This window comes from Enterobacter sp. T2, from assembly GCF_010692925.1.
Lineage (GTDB): Bacteria > Pseudomonadota > Gammaproteobacteria > Enterobacterales > Enterobacteriaceae > Enterobacter > Enterobacter kobei.
Genome location: NZ_CP048736.1, coordinates 2745561 through 2766717, shown reverse-complemented (window position 1 = coordinate 2766717; position 21157 = coordinate 2745561). Strand labels below are relative to the sequence as shown.

16 protein-coding genes are annotated in these 21157 nt (G+C 57.0%); 11 read left to right on the top strand and 5 right to left on the bottom strand.

Translation table 11 applies throughout. The features are described from left to right. Positions 1 to 331 precede the first annotated feature (331 nt). Positions 332 to 1672, top strand: coding sequence for a carbohydrate porin (locus tag G0034_RS13225; protein WP_179120946.1), 1341 nt, complete (start codon positions 332 to 334; stop codon positions 1670 to 1672). A gap of 15 nt (positions 1673 to 1687) precedes the next feature. On the opposite strand, the gene G0034_RS13220 is transcribed toward G0034_RS13225, so the two are convergent. Continuing rightward, complete coding sequence (locus G0034_RS13220; RefSeq protein WP_023337412.1) at positions 1688 to 2644, bottom strand: AraC family transcriptional regulator; 957 nt, start codon at positions 2642 to 2644, stop codon at positions 1688 to 1690. 115 nt (positions 2645 to 2759) lie between these two features. On the opposite strand from G0034_RS13220, the gene G0034_RS13215 reads away from it, so the two are divergent. Continuing rightward, complete coding sequence (locus G0034_RS13215; protein WP_014884246.1) at positions 2760 to 3947, top strand: MFS transporter; 1188 nt, start codon at positions 2760 to 2762, stop codon at positions 3945 to 3947. A 40-nt stretch (positions 3948 to 3987) separates the two neighbouring features. Here the strand turns inward: G0034_RS13215 and gap are convergent, their stop codons facing one another. Both gap and G0034_RS13205 read right to left on the bottom strand, forming a co-directional pair. Beyond that, complete coding sequence (gene gap, locus G0034_RS13210; protein ID WP_179120945.1) at positions 3988 to 4998, bottom strand: type I glyceraldehyde-3-phosphate dehydrogenase; 1011 nt, start codon at positions 4996 to 4998, stop codon at positions 3988 to 3990. A gap of 78 nt (positions 4999 to 5076) precedes the next feature. Beyond that, positions 5077 to 6057: a GlxA family transcriptional regulator gene (locus G0034_RS13205; protein WP_179120944.1), complete on the bottom strand. Its 981-nt coding sequence runs from the start codon at positions 6055 to 6057 to the stop codon at positions 5077 to 5079. Between the two features lie 148 nt (positions 6058 to 6205). On the opposite strand from G0034_RS13205, the gene G0034_RS13200 reads away from it, so the two are divergent. Both G0034_RS13200 and G0034_RS13195 read left to right on the top strand, forming a co-directional pair. Continuing rightward, positions 6206 to 7174 (top strand): fatty acid desaturase, encoded by a 969-nt coding sequence (locus G0034_RS13200; RefSeq protein ID WP_045134173.1) that lies wholly within the window; start codon positions 6206 to 6208, stop codon positions 7172 to 7174. Further along, positions 7167 to 7925, top strand: coding sequence for a phosphate/phosphite/phosphonate ABC transporter substrate-binding protein (locus G0034_RS13195; RefSeq protein ID WP_179120943.1), 759 nt, complete (start codon positions 7167 to 7169; stop codon positions 7923 to 7925). Before G0034_RS13200 ends, G0034_RS13195 begins: the two co-directional genes overlap by 8 nt. Here the strand turns inward: G0034_RS13195 and G0034_RS13190 are convergent. Together G0034_RS13190 and G0034_RS13185 are read right to left on the bottom strand one after the other, a co-directional pair. Then, a complete protein-coding gene (locus G0034_RS13190; protein WP_045269557.1) occupies positions 7904 to 8800 on the bottom strand; it encodes a LysR family transcriptional regulator in 897 nt (298 codons plus the stop codon). The genes G0034_RS13195 and G0034_RS13190 overlap by 22 nt on opposite strands. 22 nt (positions 8801 to 8822) lie before the next feature. Then, the gene (locus G0034_RS13185; protein ID WP_179120942.1) at positions 8823 to 11111 is read right to left on the bottom strand and encodes an FdhF/YdeP family oxidoreductase; all 2289 of its coding nucleotides are present in this window, start codon (positions 11109 to 11111) and stop codon (positions 8823 to 8825) included. Between the two features lie 999 nt (positions 11112 to 12110). Here G0034_RS13185 and G0034_RS13180 point away from each other — a divergent pair. The 7 genes from G0034_RS13180 to tssA are packed head-to-tail and all read left to right on the top strand — an operon-like array spanning position 12111 to position 21144. Then, positions 12111 to 12605 carry a hypothetical protein gene (locus tag G0034_RS13180; RefSeq protein WP_014884240.1) on the top strand — a complete coding sequence of 165 codons (495 nt, stop codon included), beginning with the start codon at positions 12111 to 12113 and terminating at the stop codon, positions 12603 to 12605. A gap of 23 nt (positions 12606 to 12628) precedes the next feature. Next, a complete protein-coding gene (tssJ, locus tag G0034_RS13175; protein WP_179120941.1) occupies positions 12629 to 13132 on the top strand; it encodes a type VI secretion system lipoprotein TssJ in 504 nt (167 codons plus the stop codon). 28 nt (positions 13133 to 13160) lie between these two features. Beyond that, the gene (tssK, locus tag G0034_RS13170) at positions 13161 to 14504 is read left to right on the top strand and encodes a type VI secretion system baseplate subunit TssK (protein ID WP_179120940.1); all 1344 of its coding nucleotides are present in this window, start codon (positions 13161 to 13163) and stop codon (positions 14502 to 14504) included. A gap of 17 nt (positions 14505 to 14521) precedes the next feature. Next, on the top strand, positions 14522 to 15760 hold the full coding sequence (locus G0034_RS13165; protein ID WP_045134169.1) for a DotU family type VI secretion system protein: 1239 nt from the start codon (positions 14522 to 14524) through the stop codon (positions 15758 to 15760). A gap of 2 nt (positions 15761 to 15762) precedes the next feature. Then, a complete protein-coding gene (gene tssM / locus G0034_RS13160) occupies positions 15763 to 19383 on the top strand; it encodes a type VI secretion system membrane subunit TssM (RefSeq protein ID WP_059372663.1) in 3621 nt (1206 codons plus the stop codon). Between the two features lie 16 nt (positions 19384 to 19399). Next, complete coding sequence (gene tagF, locus G0034_RS13155) at positions 19400 to 20116, top strand: type VI secretion system-associated protein TagF (protein WP_014884235.1); 717 nt, start codon at positions 19400 to 19402, stop codon at positions 20114 to 20116. An 11-nt stretch (positions 20117 to 20127) separates the two neighbouring features. Next, complete coding sequence (gene tssA, locus G0034_RS13150; protein ID WP_179120939.1) at positions 20128 to 21144, top strand: type VI secretion system protein TssA; 1017 nt, start codon at positions 20128 to 20130, stop codon at positions 21142 to 21144. Positions 21145 to 21157: the final 13 nt, after the last annotated feature.

Here is a 21157-nt window from a genome sequence, read left to right as displayed (position 1 = left end):
AATATCCCATTTTGCGCAGAACCAGACAATTTACCGCTTCGCCCGTCCAGGTCTGTCGGGAGAAATTTGTTGTGCAAATGAAATTAAAAGAATTATGCCTTTAAATAATCATATATATTGCACGTTAAAATATACATAAACTTAATGAAATAAGAGTGTGAAGCGGGTGGTCTTTCTTCTCTTCATTACCGCAAGTTTTCTCTGTGCCGATCACACAAGTTAAAAATCATAATTACGTTGTGAAAAAACATAATAGCACCGTTGAGGGTATTTGGTGGAAATGGCTGTGCTCGATATTTGGGTATTCACTTTTATAATCAGGATGGATTCTATGCAATTAAAGAAAACGGTAATTCTGATAAGCGCATTCTACTCCGGTGCACTTTTGGCGGCACAACCCTCAATGAACGTGGAAGAAAAGCTGGCGCAACTGGAAGCGCAAATTCAGGAGCTTAAACAGCAGCAGGCCGCCGCGACGCAGGCTGCGCCAGCCGTTGTGGTGCAGTCGGAAGAGCCGGTGAGCAAAACCGCTCCGCCAAAACTGACGCTCTCAGGGTTTGGTGATATTAAATTCTACGGTGATGTGGAATTTAATATGGATGCCGCCAGTAAAACGGGTAGCCTCACGTCTGTTAAGCAAAGTGCTAATAGCGACTGGGCGCCGGGCGATAAAGAACGCTGGGATATTAACGGGCGTATTTTATTAGGCTTTGATGGTTATCGTAAAATGGATAACGGCAATTTTGCCGGATTCTCCGTCCAGCCGCTCGGCGACCTCGCCGGGCAAATGTACCTGGATGATGCGGTATTCTTCTTTGGCACTGAGAATGACTGGGAAATAAAAGTCGGACGCTTTGAGGCCTATGACATGTTCCCGCTCAACCAGGATACGTTTGTGGAATACTCCGGGAATACCGCAGACGATCTCTACAGCGACGGCTACGGCTATATCTATATGCTGAAGGAGGGGCGTGGGCGAACCGACAGCGGGGGCAACTTCCTGATGAACAAGACGCTGGATAACTGGTATTTTGAGCTGAATACCCTGTTTAAAGACGGCAGCGATTTGTATGTCGACCAGCGTTATCACGGTGCAGAACTTGAGAACGACAAAAATGTGGCCTACGTGCGCCCGGTCATCTCGTGGCAGAATGGGCCGTTTTCCAGCGCGGTTGCCATGGAGACCAACCTGGTCAACAACGCTTATGGCTATCGCGACGATGCCGGGCGCTGGGTAGACCAGTCAGAGAGAACGGGCTACGGGTTCACGATGACCTGGGACGGGCTCAAAACCGATCCGGAAAACGGAGTGGTCATGAATCTCAACACGGCTTATCTGGACGCGACGGGCGAAACCGACTTTACCTCAGCTATTAATGCCCTCTGGCGTAATTTTGAGTTGGGTTACATCTATGCCCATAACGAAATCGACGAGTTTAATTCCTCAACGTTTGACGCAGAGTGTGAAAACGACTGCTGGATAACCGACCCGGGCGAGTATGACATCCATACTATTCATACCTCGTACCTGATCCCGAACGTCATGAAGATGAAAAACTTCAACATCTATCTGGGCGCGTATGCGTCATGGGTCAATGCATCCCCGAAAGAGGGTGACAATAAAAATGACGATCGCTACGGTGGTCGCGTGCGCTTTAAATACTATTTCTGATGTCCTGTCAGTCGGTCAGACCTCTTCAGGGGTCTGGCTGACTTCCCGAAGCGTGCCCGGCGCATGGCCGATGATGCGCTTAAATGCCCGGCTAAACGCCGCCAGAGACCCGTAACCGAGCCGCAGCGCGACGGTTTCAATCGGTTGATTTTCATGGCGAATATACTGAATAGCCAGTCGCATTCTGAGCTCGCTGAGATATTTTGCCGGCGTCGTCCCCGTCGCCGCCAGAAACCGTTCAGCGAACACGGAGCGGGAGGTGCCCGCTTCTTTCGCCAGATCCGCCACGCTCCAGTTCAGGCCCGGCTGCTGGTGCATGGCGTAGATGGCCCGGCTCAGACGCGGATCGCGTAAGACCTGCACCCAGCCCGTCGCTTTACCACAGCCTGCTTCAACCCAGCCCCGAACAATCAATGCCGCCACCACGTCAGCCAGACGGGCGAGGATCCCGGCAAACCCGACCTGACGCGTCATTGACTCGCGCTCCATCGCGGCCAGTAGCGGATGAATTTCCGGCCAGGTGGACATCAACCGGCTGACCATCATCACTTCCGGCATCGCTTTGATCAGCGGCTGCATGCCGCCTAGCTCAAAATCCATACACCCGCTAAAGATGATGGTGTTTTCGCTCTCCGGGCAGGGCTCACAGGTAATGGCACAGACCGAGCTACAGATGGGCTCGCTGGGGAAAGCGTTGACTGGAGTGATGGTTGCCTTTTCGTCAGAGAGCAGGGCATGGGCATTACCGCCAGGAATAAACAGCGCATCGCCGCTGCTCAGTTCGAAGGTTGCACCGCTGTCCATTCGCAGCAGGGCGTTGCCGTGGCTCACAAAATGGAACTGCGCCTTGCCCGGTGCCTGATGGAACGCGACGCCAAACGGTGCACTGGCTTCAATCCGGCGGTATTTCACCCCCGACAGACGCATGCCGCGTAAAAGTTCGCTGATCAAATCGGGTGACTGTGCGGTCATGGCGTAACTCCGGACGAATAATCAATAAGTGGAGATTATATGTCATAGATCGTCCAGGGTGAACCCTCTATGCTTTTGCGACAGTTGTCACACTTTTATAACGGGAGATCAACAGATGAATGCATGTGTCGAGGCGAGAGAGGCCGTCGCGCCTGCCAAACCCGCCTGGCGAGCCGTCTATTCACTGGGGCTGGGGGTTTTTGGTTTGATAACGGCGGAGTTCCTGCCCGCCAGTTTGCTGACGCCGATGGCCGCGAGCCTGGGCGTCAGTGAGGGGATGGCCGGGCAGGCCGTGACCGCCACTGCGCTGGTGGCGTTAGTCACCGGACTGCTGATCACCCCGGCGACCCGGAAAATCGATCGTCGCTGGGTATTGATGTTTTTCTCCGTGCTGCAAATTATCTCCAGCCTGCTGGTAGCCTTTGCGCCCACTCTGCACGTTCTGCTGATGGGGCGTCTGCTGTTAGGGGTTGCCATCGGTGGGTTCTGGGCGATGTCGACGGCCACAACAATGCGTCTGGTTCCGGCGGACAAAGTGCCGAAAGCGCTGGCGGTGATCTTCTCCAGCGTGTCGATCGCCACCGTGGTCGCGGCCCCGCTGGGGAGCTATCTGGGAAGCCTGATAGGCTGGCGCAACGTCTTTATTCTCTGCATTCTGCCGAGCATGCTGGCGCTGCTGTGGCAGATCTGGGTGCTGCCGTCCATGAAGCCAGAGAGTAGCGGTAGCCTTGGCACATTGTTCCGCGTGCTGCGCCGTCCTGGCATGATTGGCGGCATGCTGGCGACCATTCTGATCTTTAGCGGCCATTTCGCCTTCTTTACCTACCTGCGCCCGTTCCTTGAAACCGTCGGACAGGCAAATGTTGAAACCATTTCGCTGATCCTGCTGGGCTTCGGGCTTGCCAACTTTGTCGGCACCTCCATTGCCGGGCATCTGCTGGCCCGTAATCTGCGCCTGACGCTGGCCCTCGTGCCGTTCGGCATGGGCATACTCGCGCTGATGATGGTGGCGTTTGGTCATCTGGCGATGCTGGACGGATTACTGGTGGCGCTGTGGGGCTTTGCGTTCGGTCTGGTGCCGGTGGGCTGGTCAACCTGGCTTGCCACCACCGTTCCGGATGAAGCGGAAAGTGCCGGAGGGCTGCTGGTGGCGTCCATTCAGCTGGCGATTAGCGCTGGCGCGGCCGGGGGCGGGGTGGTGTTTGACCTCAACGGGGCCAGCGGCGTGTTTGCCGGAAGTGGTTTCCTGCTGGTGACGGCGATGGTCATTGTATTTATGGGCGTGAAGGTCAAAGCGGCGTGATTTTATGCCGGGTGGGTGCTTATCCCACCCGGCTTGAGGCTTACAGCCCTTTTTTATCCATCAGCACCGCCAAGTCCACCAGGCGGTTGGAGAATCCCCACTCGTTGTCATACCACGCCAGGATCTTCACCATGTTCCCGCCAATCACCAGCGTGGAAAGCCCGTCGATAATGGAGGAGCGCGGATCGCCCTGATAATCGCTGGAAACCAGCGGTTCATCGCTATACCCCAGAATGCCTTTCAGTGGCCCACTGGCTGCCGCACTGCGGAATGCGTCATTCACCTCTTCGGCAGTCACGTTACGGCTCAGGGTGACCGTCAAATCGACGATCGATACCACCGGAACCGGCACGCGCAGGGAATACCCGGTCAGCTTACCGTCCAGAGAGGGGATGACTTTGCCGAGCGCTTTTGCCGCGCCGCTGGAGTAGGGCACAATCGACAGCGCCGCCGCGCGTGCACCGCGCAGATCTTTTTCCGGCTGATCGTGCAGTGCCTGGCTGTTGGTATAGGCATGCGTGGTATTCATCAGGCCATGCTCAATCCCGAACTGCTGATGCAGTACCTGCGCGGCCGGAGCCAGACCGTTCGTGGTACAACTCCCGTTACTCACGACAACGTGCTGAGCCGGATCATAGCGATCATGGTTCACGCCCATGACGACGGTCAGATCGTCGTTCTTGCCGGGCGCGGAGATGATGACGCGCTTTGCACCACAGTGCGTGACGTGCACCGCCGCTTTTTCCCGCTCGGTAAAGAAGCCGGTGGCTTCAATTACCACATCCACGCCAGCTTCACGCCACGGAATATTTGCCGGATCGCGTTCGCTAAACACCACGATCCGCTGGCCATCAACCTGCAATGCGCCGTCAGCCGCTTCAACCGGTGCGGGCAATTTACCCAGAAGGGAATCGTGTTTCAGCAGGTGGGCGAGGGTTTTGCTGTCCGTCAGATCGTTAATGGCCACAATCTGAAGAGCCGGGTTACCCAGCGCTGCGCGCAGGAAATTACGTCCGATTCGGCCGAAACCGTTAATACCGACCTTAACCATGGTGCACTCCTTATCTCTGTTGTCTGGAGTCACTGTAGGCGTCAGGCCGATTGGCGTAAACGACAAAAAAGGATCAGATTACGCCATCTTGCGACAGTGGAAGCGCTGGCGGTACTCGCCCGGGGTAAGCTGGAGCTGTTTCTCAAACACGCGGCGCAGGTTAATGCTGGTGCCAAACCCGCTTTGCTCAGCAATGCGCTCAAGGGAATCAGGGGTTTGCTCAAGCAGCTGTCTGGCGGCGGCCAGGCGCGCTTCGGTTACGTAGCGGGCAGGTGGAACGCCTGTGTCCCGGGTAAAGACCCGGGTGAAATTGCGCGGGCTCATCGCCACTTTCTCGGCCAGATTTTCTACGCACAGGTCGGCAGTGAGGTTCTGTAGTATCCAGCCCTGCAGGTCGCTTATTGGCCCGGACGCGCCGGACGGCTGCAGGCTATAGCGGCTAAACTGCAGCTGACCGCCGGGGCGGCGCAGGTACATCACCATATCCTGCGCCACGTCGCGGGCGAGGGTGAAACCATAGTCATCCTCCACCAGCGCCAGAGTGAGATCAAACCCCGAGCTCACGCCGCCGGAGGTCCAGACGGGACCATCCTGAATATACAGTGGACCGCCTTCGACGCGGATAGCCGGATACTGGGTTTGCATGGTCTCCAGCAACCGCCAGTGGGTGGTTGCGCGACGACCATCCAGCAGGCCGCTCTGGGCCAGCAGCATCGCGCCGCCGCAAATGGAGGCTATCCGCCGGGCATGCGGCGCAGCAAGGTGCAGCCAGTCCACCACCGCCGTGCTCTCCTGCTCGTTCATCCCGCGTCCGGTGATGATAATGGTGTCCAGCGGTTCACGCGGATCCAGTTCAGGCAGACGATAATCCGCCAGCAGATTCAGGCCGGACTGACCGTGGATCACCTGGTGCGGCTGCGTGGTGGCGATAATAATGCGGTAGCGGGGGTGCGCAAGCCCTTCCGGGTGCAGCCGGTTAGCCTGCATCAGAATGTCGGCGATACCGGCGGCTTCAAACAGCATGCCGCCGTCAGGGACGATAATTAAGATCTTCTTCATGTCCTGAAAAGTACCTTTATCACAGAATAAGTCAAGCCGAGCGTGGGCCTCTGTTTCTGGCAAAGCAAAGCGATTTAAGTTCTTTGTCATTTCAGACGTTATCCCCGATCGTCAGGGTAGTGTCTCTGGCGAAACGGCGTCTGAAGGAATGGGTAAACGAAGATCTCTCTATTTGCATCCGCAACAGCGCGATCGCATCCACCATCTTGCCTCAGGATTTCTGTGGCGAAGCGAATTGCCCACATGGCTGCTGATCCTGACGATTTACGCTGGCTGGTTTACCACGCTGACGTTCTGGCAAACGCTCGGCCTGCTGCCCGCCACGCTGCTGCTTATCTGGTTTACCGCCTGGTACATGTCCCTGCAGCATGAGTTGATCCACGGGCATCCCACGCGTTTTGCCTGGCTTAACCAGCTGTTTGGCACGCTCCCGCTGGCGGTCTGGTATCCCTATGGCCTGTACCGGGATTCCCATCTGGCGCATCATCGTCACGACAGTCTGACCATCCCGGTGGATGACCCGGAGTCGTACTATTTTACAGAGGCGAGCTGGGCGCGCTTTTCCCCCTGGCAGAAGCGCATGATCCAGGCTCGCAATACCTTCTGCGGGCGGATAGTGCTGGCACCGCTGCTGGATATTTTGCAGACGCTGGGGATCGCCGTGGCGGCCTTTCGTCAGCGTCAACGGCGGGCGATGGCGATGTGGCTGGTTCACGCTGTGCTTCTGGCGGCGCTTTTCACCTGGATGACGCATAACGGCTTTTCACCCGTCTGGTTTGTGCTGGCGGTAAGCTATCCGGCGCTGGCGCTGACCAAGGTCCGTTCCTTTTACGAACATCGCGCGGCGGACGATCCGCTGGCGCGTTCCGTCATTAACGAGGCTGGGCTATTCTGGCGGGTACTGTTTTTAAATCTCAACTACCATTCCATTCACCACGATTTACCGGGCGTTCCCTGGTATGGGTTACAGACGATCTACCACCAAAACCGCGAGGCGTACCGGCAGCGTAACCACGGTTTTGTAGTCAGGGGCTATGGCGAATGGCTACGCCAGTTCTCGACCCGGCCAGTGGCGGTCACCGTTCACCCCGGAAAACAAGAGGAAAGATATGAGTAACCTGCTGGCGTTTCCCATGTATGCCGTGGATCGCGCCGACACTCGAGCGCTCTGGCTGGCGGTACAACAACGTCTGGCCGACCGGGGCGTGTACGTTGAGCGTGTCCCCCGCTGGCCCGAATCGGACCTGCTGAACCACTGGCAGCAGCCGGCGCTGATTCTCAGCCAGACCTGCGGCTACCCGCTGGTCACGCAGCTCCCGGAGGTGCAGGTGGTGGGCTGTTTTCACTACACGGCAGCGGGATGCGAAGGGAGCCACTACCGCAGCTTTCTGGTGACGCGCTCGGAGGAGCGGCCTCTTACGCTGGCGGATTTTCGCGGACGCCGGGCGGTCTGTAATTCTCCTGACTCGCAGTCCGGCTATCACGCGCTGCGAAAAAAAGTGGCACCGTGGGTGACCCGCGCCCCTTTCTTTTCGCAAACGTCATTCAGCGGCAGCCACCGTCAGTCGCTGATTGACGTCAAACGTGGGAAGGGTGATATCGCCGCTATCGACTGTGTCACCTGGGCACTCCTGCAGCGTCATGAGCCGGAAGCGTTGGCGGGTCTGACGGTGATTGACCAAACTCCGCTAACGCCGGGCCTGCCCTTAATCACGTCGCCTCATACACCTCCTGACACGCTTAACGCCATCCGCGATGCGCTTCACGCGCTGGTAACCGTCCCGGAGCACCGGGCGGTCTGTGATGCGGTGCTGATCGGCGGGTTTAGCGTGGTCACGCGCCAGGCTTATGCGTCATTGTCCGCATGATAAATCTCCTGCGCGTCGGTAAAACAGCGCAGCGCCAGGGAGGAGAGGGGTTTTTGCCTGCGCATTATCAGGCCGATGGGTGCCTCAATGTTCGCGTCGGCGATGGGGACAATCCTGAAATGGTTGTTTAGCGCCTCAAGCCCGTTGTTCAGCGGCATCACGGCGCAGCAAACGCCGCTCTGAACCGCCTGAATGATCTGGAACGTAGAGTCGCTCTCGAAAACGGATCTGGGTTCGATTCCGGCGGCGGCAAAGCTGGCCTCCATATGCGCCCGGTAATGCATCCCTTTTGTCAGGAACCCCAGCGGAAAATCCGTCAGGTCCTGCCAGGTCAGCGGCGTCGGGTCCAGCTGGAAATGACGAATATCATGCAGCAGGCCCATCTTCGTCTCAGGCAACTGAATAATGTCAAACAGACTGGTATCGATGCTGTTGAGATAGCAAATACCCAGCTCCAGCTGGTTGCGGCTGACGCCATCGGCAATGTGTGCAGAGGACATGGAATAGAGGCTGTAGGTCAGCTCCGGGTATTTTTGCGTCAACTGGCGGATAAAGATCATCGGATCGACGCTCGCCAGCGGAACCATCCCCAGGCGTAATTCACCCACCACCTGGCCTTTGCACAGCGCGGCTTCCGCCTGTAGTCCGTCGTGAGCGGCAAGCAGAGCACGCGCCCACGCCAGGATCCGTTCGCCCTCTGGCGTAAAACCCTCAAAGCGCTGCCCGCGCGCAATCAGCACCAGACCGAGCTCCTCTTCCAGGTTGCGGATGCGCATGGAGAGGGTCGGCTGGGTGATGTTGCACTGCGAGGCCGCTTTACCAAAATGGCGGGTCTCGTCGAGCGCAATTAAGTATTTTAACTGTTTAATATCCATGGATGACTCTTCGCGAACAGCCTTACAGCATGCGGATCTCTTTCGAGCGCAGGATGATGCGAACCGGAACGGATTTGTAAGACGGTGTACCGCTGTCCTTATCCAGATAATCGAGCGGCACCAGCACGTTGGCCTCCGGGTAATAAGCCCCGACTGAACCCCGCGCGATGTGGTATGCCACTACGGTAATGTCTTCCAGACGCTGAACGCTGCCGGGCAGGGCGGTTTCGATATCCACGCGGTCGCCGTGTTCCAGCCCTGACAGGGCCATATCCTCTTCGTTCATAAACAGCACGTCGCGGCGGCCAAACACGCCACGGTAGCGGTCGTCCAGAGCATAAATGGTGGTGTTGTACTGATCGTGGCTGCGCAGCGTAATCAGACGCAGAACATGCTCGCCTTCACCGCTGGCGTTCTCGTGTACGCCGTCGAATACGGAGAACATCGCTTTTCCCGTCGCCGTTGGCCAGACGCGTTTCGTTGGGGGAAGCGGCATTCGAAAGCCGCCCGGAATACGGATCCGCGCATTGTAGTCCTCAAAGCCCGGGATGGTCTGCTCGATCAGATCGCGGATACGGTCGTAATCTTCAACCAGCGTCATCCAGTCCACGCGGGTCTCCTGCAGGGTGGCTTTCGCCATGCCGGCGACGATGGCGGGTTCTGAACGGAGTAACGGTGAGGCGGGTTTCAGCTTGCCGGAGGAGGCGTGCACCATCGACATGGAGTCTTCGACGGTGATGGACTGACGACCGGTGGCCTGAACATCCAGCTCGGTACGGCCAAGGCACGGGAAAATAAACGTCTCTTTACCCACCAGCAGATGGGTACGGTTCAGCTTAGTACCAACGTGAACACTCAAATCAAGGTTACCCATTGCCGGGAAGCCGTTCTCGTGGTCGGGCATCGCGACGGCAAAGTTACCGCCGAGGCAGATAAGCGCTTTCGCCCGACCGTCGATCATGGCCTGGGTCGCCTGCACCGCATCATGCCCATGGTGAGAAGGCGGCTCAAAGCCAAACACCTCTTTCAGACGGTTCAGGAAGGCCGGGGTGGGCTTCTCGCTAATCCCGACGGTACGGTTCCCCTGAACGTTAGAGTGGCCGCGAAGAGGGCATATTCCCGCACCGGGCTTGCCGATATTTCCGCGCAGAAGCAGCACATCAGCGATCAGCCGGACATTTGCCGTGCCTTTATTGTGCTGGGTAATCCCCATCCCGTAGGTAATGATGGTGGCGTTGGATTTCGCATAGGCCTCGGCCACCTTTTTGAGCGCAGCCTGGTTGAGCCCGGACTCGCGCTCAATGTCATCCCAGCGCGTCTGCGCGATGTCGGCGGCAAAGTCATCAAAGCCCTGGGTGTGTTCTGCGATAAACGTGTGGTCGAGCACGTTACCGCGTTCGGCCTCCATTTCCAGCAGGTGTTTGGCCATACCTTTCAGCGCGGCGGCATCGCCTCCGGCCTTCACCTGGAAGTAGGTCGAGGCGATGTCCGTTGAGCTATAGGTTGCCATTTCAATGACGCTTTGCGGGTCAGCAAAACGTTCCAGGGCGCGCTCGCGTAACGGGTTAAAGACGATAATCGGCACGTTGCGTCGCGCCAGCTCATGAAGCGTACCCATCATCCGCGGATGGTTCGTGCCGGGGTTATGGCCGATGGAGATCACCAGCTCGGTGTTATCGAAGTCGTCCAGTGAGACGGTGCCTTTCCCGATCCCGATGGAGCGGGGTAGACCGACGCTGGTGGCCTCGTGACACATATTCGAGCAGTCGGGGAAGTTATTGGTGCCGTATTCGCGTGCAAACAGCTGGAAAAGATATGCCGCTTCATTAGAGGCTCGCCCGGAGGTATAGAACTCGACCTGGTCCGGTTCAAGCTCGCGCAACACCTCGCCGATACGTTGAAACGCCTCGTCCCACTCAACCGGTTTGAACGTGTCGCTTACCCGGTCATAGCGCAGAGGATGCGTCAGACGACCATACCCTTCCAGCTCAAAGTCAGATTTAGCCAGCAGAGAAAAGACGGTGTTTTCCGCCAGGAACGCGGGGGTAACGCGCTTGCTGGTGGCTTCCCAGGTTACCGCTTTGGCGCCGTTCTCACAAAACTGGAAGGTCGATTTGTGTTCTTTATCGGGCCACGCGCAGCCCGGGCAGTCAAAACCATCAGGCTGGTTGGTGCGCAGCAGCGTGGCGGGGGCATCAAAGGTATCCATCTGGGTTCGTACCGCAATGGCTGTCGCTTTTAGCGCACCCCAGCCGCCGGCAGGGCCATCATAGTGTCTGATACCGGGAACTGAGCGTCTTTTCTTGTTCATACCTACTCCTGACTTGTTCGGTCATACCGCGCCTGCGCCCGTCAATCCACTGCAAAGGGCAATAAGTTAAAGCAATGAGGGTTGGGTGGGGAAGTGCACGCGACGCAACATAATTGCTTATCTTAAATGCTATTTATTACAGCGGCTTACTTGACAGGCGGCTTAAATATTTAATGAAATTATAACGTTTTTTTATCATTTTAATAATAAATTATATCTATCATCCAGTAGGTGGGGTAGATAGCGGTGGGCGAGGAAGGATGTAGCACCGATAAAATTTCGAATGAAGGCTCAGGTCGATCAGAAACAGAAATGCCACGGCTGGCAGGGGGTATAGCACCTTCAGGATTAAAATAGGGACCTGAATGTTTATTCTCGCTTAATGATTAATGACTGTTTTGAAGTCTTATGCGGTAATTATCACAGCGTGAAATATAAAGTTATTTTGAGTAGTAAAATTAACGCCCGCGTCATAAGTGAAATAGGCGTCCTGCGAGCGGACAGTACGGTTAATATTAAAGATACCCTGTTAGTGCAACAAATAATTCATCGGCGATATATTGTTTTGACATCACCAATAGGAGAATTCTACTAATTATGGTAGTGGCGATAATAGCTTTATTGCGTTAATGAAAGTCGTTCTCTTTTGTGTTTTTTATTTTTAAAACAATAACTTAAGTCTGTGTGTGGAGTGAAAATAAGTGAAAGTAGGCCATGTCGGGTTTTTTTATCAGATAAATCCTATAATGTTTCGACTGCTTCATTAACCGCCACTTACGTAGCGGTAAATATTGAATTGATGCGAAGCTCATGTAAACTTGTTTACCGTTTGTCAAAATATGTCAGGAAGACGCTGGGCCTTATTCTGAAAGGTTCGTGCGGTAGCTATGCCCTCAAAATAGTAACACCCCGAAATTATCCTGACTATTTTAACAATAGCACCTAAGTCAAATTTCATCCCCTTATCTCCATTATCGAAATATCGCTACGGAAAAGCATATGAAAATGCGCGTACTGTTTTCACTTCTGTTTGTCATGGCGGTGGCGGGCTGTAAAGCGCCACAGAAACCTGCAATCAACGACGACACGATCGTGACCAGTCAGGTCAACGGTGTCACCTTAACGCACCGTCACGCCGTGTTGCCGCCGACGGAATTCACTCCGCTCAACGAGCCTTATCGTGCCATGTATCCGGCTTCCCTGATGAGCCGTCCTGACTTTGGCGGAAAGGTTATCCGTACGCTGGAAACCGGAAAAACCTACGTGGTGCTGGGTCAGGTTGAACACTACTGGATGGCGCTTGCCGATGAGGGTAATGACCAACTGATTGGTTACGTCCCGATGCGTGCAGTTATCAAAGCCGACCAGTATGAAGCGACCGTCCGTAAACAGGCCATTCGTCCTAAGGCGCGTAAAAAAGCGACCTGCGTTGATGTCGATGGCAACAGCAAAGCCTGCAAAGACAGCGCTAACGGTACCTGGATCCTGAACTAAACGGCTTTCGTGGGCGTATTTTTATGAATAATAAAAATTTTCATAAGCTGTGGTTGGTCTTTTACGCGGCGTTTTTCGCCCTTGTGAGTGGTTGTACGTCGTCTTCACACAGCGACCCCTCCCGCTACAATCTGCAGTTTCAGGCTCATCCACAAATCAATGATTCTGCGCCGCTTAAAGTCCGTGTGCTGTTGTTGAAATCCGATGCGGATTTCATGTCCAGCGACTTCTATTCCCTGCAGAACAACGCGTCAGCAACCCTTGGCGCGAATCTGCTGAACAGCGATGTGTTCTTCCTGATGCCGGGACAGCTGTCGAAAACCCTCAGCGGTCAGAGCGATCCCGAGGCGCGCTACATCGGCGTGATGGCGGAATATCAGAAGCTGGATGGTAAAAAATGGCGCGTGTCTCTCCCTCTGCCTGTGCCAGGCGACAATCATATCTACCAGTTCTGGAAATGGTCCGCGGATGAACTCCAGGCCAACGTTTTTCTCGACGTAAATGGCATTCGGGTCATCAGCCAGTAACGCGCTTCACAACAGGAAACACATCATCATGACGAAAGCAGAAAAGGTCGTCTGGACCGAAGGCATGTTCCTGCGTCCACACCATTTTCAGCGGACTGAAAGTTATCTGCTCAACCACGTTCGTGAATGGGGTGCGTTGCAGCGTTCCTATCTTTGGGGCTTTCTTGATGTTGAACTCGACGAAGCGATGCTTCGTCAGGGATGCATTGCCCTGAGCTACTGCAGTGGGCTTCTGCCAGACGGGACCTTCTTCCAGGTGCGCAACGGACGCAATGGTCCTGTGCCGCTTAAAATCCCTGACAATCTCATCAACGAAAAGGTGGTGCTCGCGCTGCCGGTACGTCGTGGCGAGCGGGAAGAGGTGATCTTTAGCGAAGAGCCGGCCTCGCTGGCGCGCTTCATCGCGTTCGAGCAAGAGGTCGAAGACGATAACGCCATGTCGGTGGGGGATGCCACCGTACAGTTTGGCCGCCTGCGCCTGACGCTGATGCTGGAAAAAGATCTCACGGCAGAATGGACCGCTATCGGCGTGGCGTTTGTCACTGAAAAACGCCACGACAACCACGTCCGGCTCGATAACAGCTACATCCCGCCGATGCTGAACGCCAATAACAGTCCGCAGATCTACAGCATGATTAACGATCTGCACGGCTTACTGGTGCAGCGCAGCCAGCAGATCGGCGGCCGTCTGCGCCAGCCTGGCCGTTTTAACACCTCGGAACTGATTGAATTTACGTTACTGTCGCTGGTGAACCGTCATCTTGGCGAGGTTTCGCATTTAAAAACGCTGCCGCTGCTGCACCCGGAAACCCTCTGGCGCAGCTGGCTGCCGTTTGCGTCCGAGCTCGCCACCTGGACCCCGCAACGGACCACGGAGAGCGTGCTGCCGGTCTACGATCACGACGATCTGGCGAACTGCTTCAGTAAGCTGATGCTGATGCTGCGTCAGGGGCTGTCGCTGGTGATGGAAGACCACGCTATTCAGCTGCCGCTTAACGAGCGCTCGCATGGTCTTAACATTGCCACCGTTCCTGAAACCAGCATGGTACGCGAGTTTGGCTTCGTGCTGGCCGTCAAAGCGAATGTGCCCGGCGAACACCTGCAAACCCATTTCCCTGCGCAGATGAAAATCGCGCCGGTGTCGAAAATCCGCGATCTGGTCCAGCTTCAGCTGCCGGGCATTATGCTGCGCGCCATGCCGGTCGCGCCGCCGCAGATCCCGTGGCATGCAGGCTACAGCTATTTCGAGCTGGAGAAGGGCAGCGAGCTGTGGCACGAGATGGATAAGTCCGGCGCCTTCGCCCTGCACCTGGCAGGGGAGTTCCCGGGGCTGGATATGGAGTTTTGGGCCATCCGTAGCCCGACAGAATAATAAAGCGAGCGCTTAATATGCAGGAACGACAGGATACCGGCAGTGATGCCGCGTTTACCGGAGCCAGTAGCAACAATCAGCTGGTGGCGGCCGCTAATCCGCTGCTCAATGCGATTCCGCAGATCCGTCATTCGGTTTCACATGACGATCAGGTGGCGTTACGCCAGCGCCTGATCGATGAGATTCGCCGTTTTGAAGTCCGCTGTCAGCAGGCGGGGCTACCCTACGAAGTGATCGTCGGGGCGCGTTACTGCCTTTGCACGGCGCTGGATGAGGCCGCTGCGCTTACCCCCTGGGGCAGCAGCGGCGTCTGGTCAAGCAATGGCCTGCTGGTGACGTTCCATAACGAAACCTGGGGCGGCGAGAAGTTTTTCCAGCTGCTGGCGCGTCTGTCGCAGAACCCGCGCGAACATATCCTCCTGCTGGAGATGATCAACTACTGCCTGCTGCTCGGTTTCGAAGGGCGTTACCGTGTGCTGGACAATGGTCGCACCCAGCTTGAGACCATCAAGCAGCGGCTGTGGCAGATGATTCGCGGCGTGCGGGGCAGCTATCCGCCACCGCTGTCTCCCCACCCGGAAGATCGCCCGGTGCTGCGTAAGCTGTGGCGGCCGATGGTTCCCCTGTGGGCCTGCGTGGCGCTGGCCGGGTTTATCGCCTGCCTGTTTTATATCGTCCTTAACTGGCGTCTTGGCGATAACACCAGTCCGGTCCTGGCGAAGATTTATCAGTCCCAGTTGCCGGAAACCACCATTCAGCAACCGGCCCGTCAGTTGCCCGCAGTGCTAAACCTGCGCGGCTTCCTGAAGCCTGAAATCGAGGCAGGTCTGGTCGCGGTAAAAGATGAAGCGGATCGCAGCGTCGTTATCCTGAAAGGAGACGGGCTGTTTGCCTCCGCCTCGACGGTGGTGCGTGACCGTTATGAACCGGTTATTAACCGCATAGCGCAGGCGATGAACAACGTCAGCGGCAAAATTCTGGTGGTGGGATACAGCGACAACGTTCCAATCCGCAGCGCGCGCTTCGCTTCCAACTATGAGCTTTCTCTGGAACGCGCCCGCTCGGTACAGAAAATGCTGCAAGGAAGCCTCTCTCAGCCAGACCGCGTGAAAGCGGAAGGGCGGGGTGAGATTAACCCGGTAGCACCGAACACGACGCCGGAAAACCGCGCCCGTAACCGCCGTGTGGAAATTACTCTGCTGGTGTCGCCTGAAAACACTCAGGCTGAGCTGAACGGATTGCCGCAAGGAAACTAAGGATGCTGACTACACTTCTTTCCATTCTGACCAACCGCATTCTGTGGAGCTTCCTGGGCGTAACCGCGCTTGCGGCGGTGATCTGGATGATTGGTCCGCTGTTGTCCATTGTGGATACCCGACCCCTGGAATCTGAACAGAACCGCATTATCAGTATTGCTGTGGTCTATCTGCTCTGGGCGCAGGGACACATTCTGCCGCGTCTTTATAACGCCTGGCTGAACCGCAAGCTGATGGACAAGCTCAACGAGAACACCACCAGCCCGGAAGCGGCGGATCCGCAGAAACGCCTGAACAGCGAGGAGCAAATCCTTGCCAGCCGTTTCGATGAAGCCGCGCAGATGCTCAAAAAAGCGCACTTCAGCAAAGCAGGACAGAGCGCCCAGTGGACGCAACGCTTCAGCACGCAATACCTGTATCAACTGCCGTGGTACGTGATTATTGGCGCACCGGGCTCCGGTAAAACCACGGCGCTGGTTAACTCCGGACTGCAATTCCCGCTGGCTGACCGTTTCGGTAAGACCGCGCTGCGCGGTATCGGCGGTACGCGCAACTGCGACTGGTGGTTCACCAACGAGGCTGTGCTGCTCGACACGGCGGGCCGCTATACCACGCAAGAAAGCGAGCAGGTGCAGGACGCCGGTGAATGGCTGCAGTTCATGGGGTTACTGCGTAAGTACCGTCGTCGTCAGCCGATCAACGGCGTCATTGTCACCATCAGCATCTCTGATCTGCTCACCCAGTCTGCCGAGGCGTCACGCCAGCAGGCGGTGAATCTGCGCCAGCGTCTTTCTGAGCTGCATGAGCAGCTGGGTATCCGCTTCCCGGTTTACGTGATGGTCACCAAAGCTGACCTGCTCAAAGGCTTCCGTGCGTGGTTTGCCGACTACGACAAAGCGCAGCGGGACCAGATTTGGGGCTTTACGCTGCCGTGGGAGCAGACTAAACACGCCGATTACGACCTGATGGGCAACTTCCAGCAAGAGTTCTCGCTCTTGCAGCAGCGCCTCGATGCCGGGCTGCCGGAAACCATGCTGAAAGAGCATGACGCGAAAACCCGTGCCGAAGCGTATCTCTTCCCGCAGGAGTTCGCCGCATTGCGTCCCCTGCTGGCGGATTACCTGAGCACGGTCTTCGCCCGCTCCAACTTTGAAACCGAGTTCTCTCCGCGTGGGATCTACTTTGCCAGCGGCACCCAGGAAGGGATGCCGTTTGACCGCGTCATGGGCGAACTGAACCGTGCGCTCTCTCTGCCGGAAGGGGGAGAGAGTGATAACTGGGATTCGGTAAGTAAAGACGCGCCGATCCCTGGGGCGAAAGGCCAAAGCTTCTTTATTAAAAACCTGCTGCAAAACGTCATTTTCCAGGAAGCCGGCATTGCCGGAGAAAACCGCTGGTGGGAACTGCGTAACCGGGCGGTGATCTGGTCCGGCTATGCGGCGCTGCTGGCCCTGCTGGTGATACTCGGCGGACTGTGGCTGACCAGCTATGCCAAAAATAAGGCCTATCTGGAAGAGGTGGATGCGAAGGTGCCGCTGCTGGATCAGCAGAGCAAAGCCTTGCAGAACCAGCCGCAGCGCGATCTGTTCGATCTGCTGCCGCTGATGAATGGTCTGGTTGATCTGCCAAAAAGCGATGCGTTTGATGTAAACGATCCGCCGGTTTCCCGTCGCATGGGGCTCTACCGCGGAGATGACGTCAGCGATGCCTCTCAGTCTCTGTACCAGAAAGCGCTGGATCAGCTGCTGTTGCCAGCGGTCGCCATGCACATCACCACCTGGCTTCGCAACGATAATGGCAGCGACGTGGAGTACAGCTATGAAGCGCTGAAAGCCTATCAGATGCTTTACCAGCCGAAGCACTACGACGGTAAATTCCTGCATTCATGGGTGATGCTCAATCTGCAGCGTAACCTGCCGCAGAACGTGACGAAAGCGCAGCTGCAACAGCTTGAATGGCACCTGACGCAGTTGCTGGAGCCGAAAATTCAGGCTTCGCCGTACGCGCAGGACGCGTCCCTGGTGGCGCGTGAACGCGCGCTGATCAATCAGCAGCCGTTATCCACTCGCGTGTATGGTCGTCTTAAGCGTCTGCTGGAACATGATGAAAACCTTAAGCCGGTCTCCCTTTCCGACCTGGGCGGACCGCAGAGCGAGCTGGTGTTTTCACGCAAAAGCGGCAAGTCGGTAAGCGACGGCGTGCCGGGTCTTTATACGCCAGACGGTTACTGGAAAAGCTTTAACAGCCAGATCGACAGCGTGACCACCGCACTGCATGAAGACGACGCCTGGGTGTTGGGCGCCGCGACGGCGCAGGAGGATAAACAGCAGATTGACAACGCCGTGCGTCAGCTCTACATGCGCGACTTTATCGCTACCTGGGATCGCTTTCTCGCCGACATTCAGCTTAACAACAGCGCCGATCTTTCCCAGCGCATCAATACAGCGCGTCTGCTCTCAGGCGCAAACTCACCCCTGCGCCGTCTGGTGCAGAACCTGAGCCAGGTGCTGACGCTGTCGCGCGATACGCCAGCCCCGGAAGACGCCGGTAAAGCGCAGGCGCAGAGCAACCGTGCCACCCGCACGCTGGAAGCGCTGTTCAGCAATAATGACACTGCCCCGACGCAGGCCGCTGCCGTTACCCAGGCTCCGGAACAGCTGGTGACGGACCACTACGCCCCGATGATTGAGCTGGCCCAGCCGCTGGAGAAGGGGGGCAAGACCATCGTCTTTGATGATTTTCTTAAGCAGGTGGATGAGCTTTATCGTTACCTGACCGCCGTACAGGATGCCGCCAACAGCGGCATGCCAGCGCCGGGCGGCGAGGCGATCAGCCGTCTGCAGGCCAGCGCCGGTCGTCTGCCGGGTGGGCTGCAGACCATGTTCAGCAATATGGCGGTGGGTGCCAGCAGCGATACCCAGCGCCGCGATCTGGAGAATGTGCGTAAGCGGATTAACGTCGAAGTGGGCGGGTTCTGCCGCCAGGCCATTGCCGGGCGTTATCCGCTGGTGCGTAGCGCCAGCACGGAAGTCACCCCAGACGACCTCGCCCGCATGTTTGCGCCCGGTACCGGGCTGATGGACACCTTCTTTCGCGACAACCTGACCAATAAAGTCGATACCACCCAGGCAAACTGGCGCTTTATGCCGGGCATCGACGGTAAAACGCTGCCGGGAAGCGAAGGGCTGCTGAGACCGTTCCAGCAGGCCCAGTCGATTCGCGACGCTTTCTTTGCGAATGGTGCCACCACGCCGTCTTTCAAGGTCACGGTACGCACCGTGCGAATGGATAACACCATCCTGAACCTGACGCTGGACGTTGACGGCCAGCTGCTGCGCTACAGCCACGGTCCGCAAGCCGTTCAAATCATGAACTGGCCGGGGCCGGGTGGCACCAACCAGGTCCGCATGCAGTTGGGGCTGGCTAACGGCAGCACAGCGACGCTGGTGACCAACGGCGCCTGGGCACTCAACCGCTTTTTCGACAAAGCGAGCACCAGCCCGGGCGCAGGTAGCCTGAGCCGTCAGGCCACCTTCAACGTCGACGGACATCAGGTCACGCTGGAGTTTGCGCCAAACAGCATTCGCAATCCGTTCCAGCTACCCCGTTTCTCATGCCCATAACCGCAAGGACAGCCGTATGACGAATACCCCTGCGATGAACCGCTACAGCTGGTATGGCAAATTACCCAGCGCCGGAGATTTCCTGCAGCGCCGCTTTCCTGACACTTTACAGCGCCAGTGGTCGCACTGGTTTCAGGTTGGCCTGCTTGCCTGGCAGCAGGAAGAGCAGCGTAGCGGAGAACGCCCGTTCACCAAAGCGCCGGTGTGGAATTTTGTTGTCCCCCCAATGCTGGGTAGCCAGATGATCCAGATGGGCTGCCTGCTGCCCGGTCGGGACAGCGTTGGCCGACAATACCCGGTGTGCATCCAGCTGAGCTTCGCCCCGTCAGAGTGGTCGACCAGCCTGCTCAGCCAGGCGGAAAGCTGGTATCAGCAGATTGGTCGTCTGGGACTGCACGCGGTGCGCAACAGTTTTTCCGCCTCGCAGCTGGATGAAATGCTGATGTCCATTCCGGCTCCGCAGCCCGTCGAGCCGCAAAAGCGTTCCGACATCCTTGACGTGATTGGCTATGACGAGGACGGTCAGAGCACGCTGGGCTGGCCGCAGGCGGCAGAGTGTTTTGACCCGCTGCGTCAGACCAGCTACTGGTGGACCAACCGCTGCGACGGTTACCCGCTGTACACCCATGTCCACAGCGGCAACTTTACCGGGCAGCTTTTCACCCTGCTGTTCGACCCGGCAGGGGGCGCCCGCCCGGGACGTCACGGTCTTTATCCGCCCATGTTTGAATAAGCAGGGATCTCATGAATATCGAAGAATTTCTCGCGCCCATAAGCCCGGATAAACCCTGTGGCGACAATCTGGAATACGACGCTGACTTCCAGGTGATGAACCAGGCAAGCCAGGGGAAAGCGGAACAGCAGTTTGGCGACACCATTATCCCGGCAGAGCCTGCTGACTGGAACACGGTAGAAAAATACGCCACCAGCCTGCTGGCGCGCACGAAAGATTTGCGCGTGATGCTGGCGCTAACCCATGCGTGGACACGCCGCCGCGGGCTGGCAGGCTACGCAGACGGGCTGCTGCTGGTGCAGGAGGCGCTCGCGCGCTACTGGGAGCCGCTCTATCCGCTTCTGGAGGAGTATGGCGAAACCGACCCGTTCTATCGGATTAATGCCCTGGCGGGGCTGAGCGATAAATCTGAACTCACCATTGCGGTACGCAACGCCTCGCTGCTGCGTTCAAACGGCGATGAAATTTCGCTGCGGGACGCCCAGGCACTGCTGGACGGCAGTAAAACTGAATGCCCGGACTATCCGGGGGGCCGTCCAAGATTGATTGACGAACTGGCCCGCGGCGACCAGCCAGGGACTGCCGCGGTAATCGTGATTAACGAGCGGTTGCTGGCCATCCGCGCGATGCTTACCGGATATCTCGGTGAAAGCGGTGTACCCGAGATGGAGCAACTGCTGAAGACCACAGGACTGGTCGCCAGTGCCTGTCAGGTGACCGACATCAGCAAGCTGTTGCCGGGCCGTGAGGCGCAGGCTGAACCGCAAGCCGATCATCAACCTGCGGCAACGCAACCCGTTCAGCCGGTTACCGACTGGCGCAGCGTGCAGGTCACCAGCCGTGCCGATGCGCAGCTGATGCTGGAAAAAGCAAAACAGTATTTTGCGCAGTACGAACCGAGCCACCCCGCACCGCTGATGATTGAACGGGTGCAGCGGCTGTCAGAACTTAACTTTATGGACATTATTCGCGACCTGGCGCCAGACGGCGTTAACCAACTGGAAAACATCTTTGGACGCCGCGAATAACGCGTCCAGGCAT

Excerpts from the sequence above, each read along its gene's own strand:
- G0034_RS13165 (WP_045134169.1), top strand. The coding sequence starts at position 14,522 with ATGCAGGAACGACAGGATACCGGCAGTGATGCCGCGTTTACCGGAGCC.
- G0034_RS13195 (WP_179120943.1), top strand. The coding sequence starts at position 7,167 with ATGAGTAACCTGCTGGCGTTTCCCATGTATGCCGTGGATCGCGCCGAC.
- G0034_RS13200 (WP_045134173.1), top strand. The coding sequence starts at position 6,206 with ATGGGTAAACGAAGATCTCTCTATTTGCATCCGCAACAGCGCGATCGC.
- tssA (WP_179120939.1), top strand. The coding sequence starts at position 20,128 with ATGAATATCGAAGAATTTCTCGCGCCCATAAGCCCGGATAAACCCTGT.
- gap (WP_179120945.1), bottom strand. The coding sequence starts at position 4,998 with ATGGTTAAGGTCGGTATTAACGGTTTCGGCCGAATCGGACGTAATTTC.
- G0034_RS13185 (WP_179120942.1), bottom strand. The coding sequence starts at position 11,111 with ATGAACAAGAAAAGACGCTCAGTTCCCGGTATCAGACACTATGATGGC.
- tssK (WP_179120940.1), top strand. The coding sequence starts at position 13,161 with ATGACGAAAGCAGAAAAGGTCGTCTGGACCGAAGGCATGTTCCTGCGT.
- G0034_RS13190 (WP_045269557.1), bottom strand. The coding sequence starts at position 8,800 with ATGGATATTAAACAGTTAAAATACTTAATTGCGCTCGACGAGACCCGC.
- G0034_RS13225 (WP_179120946.1), top strand. The coding sequence starts at position 332 with ATGCAATTAAAGAAAACGGTAATTCTGATAAGCGCATTCTACTCCGGT.
- G0034_RS13215 (WP_014884246.1), top strand. The coding sequence starts at position 2,760 with ATGAATGCATGTGTCGAGGCGAGAGAGGCCGTCGCGCCTGCCAAACCC.
- G0034_RS13180 (WP_014884240.1), top strand. The coding sequence starts at position 12,111 with ATGAAAATGCGCGTACTGTTTTCACTTCTGTTTGTCATGGCGGTGGCG.
- tssM (WP_059372663.1), top strand. The coding sequence starts at position 15,763 with ATGCTGACTACACTTCTTTCCATTCTGACCAACCGCATTCTGTGGAGC.
- G0034_RS13220 (WP_023337412.1), bottom strand. The coding sequence starts at position 2,644 with ATGACCGCACAGTCACCCGATTTGATCAGCGAACTTTTACGCGGCATG.
- tagF (WP_014884235.1), top strand. The coding sequence starts at position 19,400 with ATGACGAATACCCCTGCGATGAACCGCTACAGCTGGTATGGCAAATTA.
- tssJ (WP_179120941.1), top strand. The coding sequence starts at position 12,629 with ATGAATAATAAAAATTTTCATAAGCTGTGGTTGGTCTTTTACGCGGCG.
- G0034_RS13205 (WP_179120944.1), bottom strand. The coding sequence starts at position 6,057 with ATGAAGAAGATCTTAATTATCGTCCCTGACGGCGGCATGCTGTTTGAA.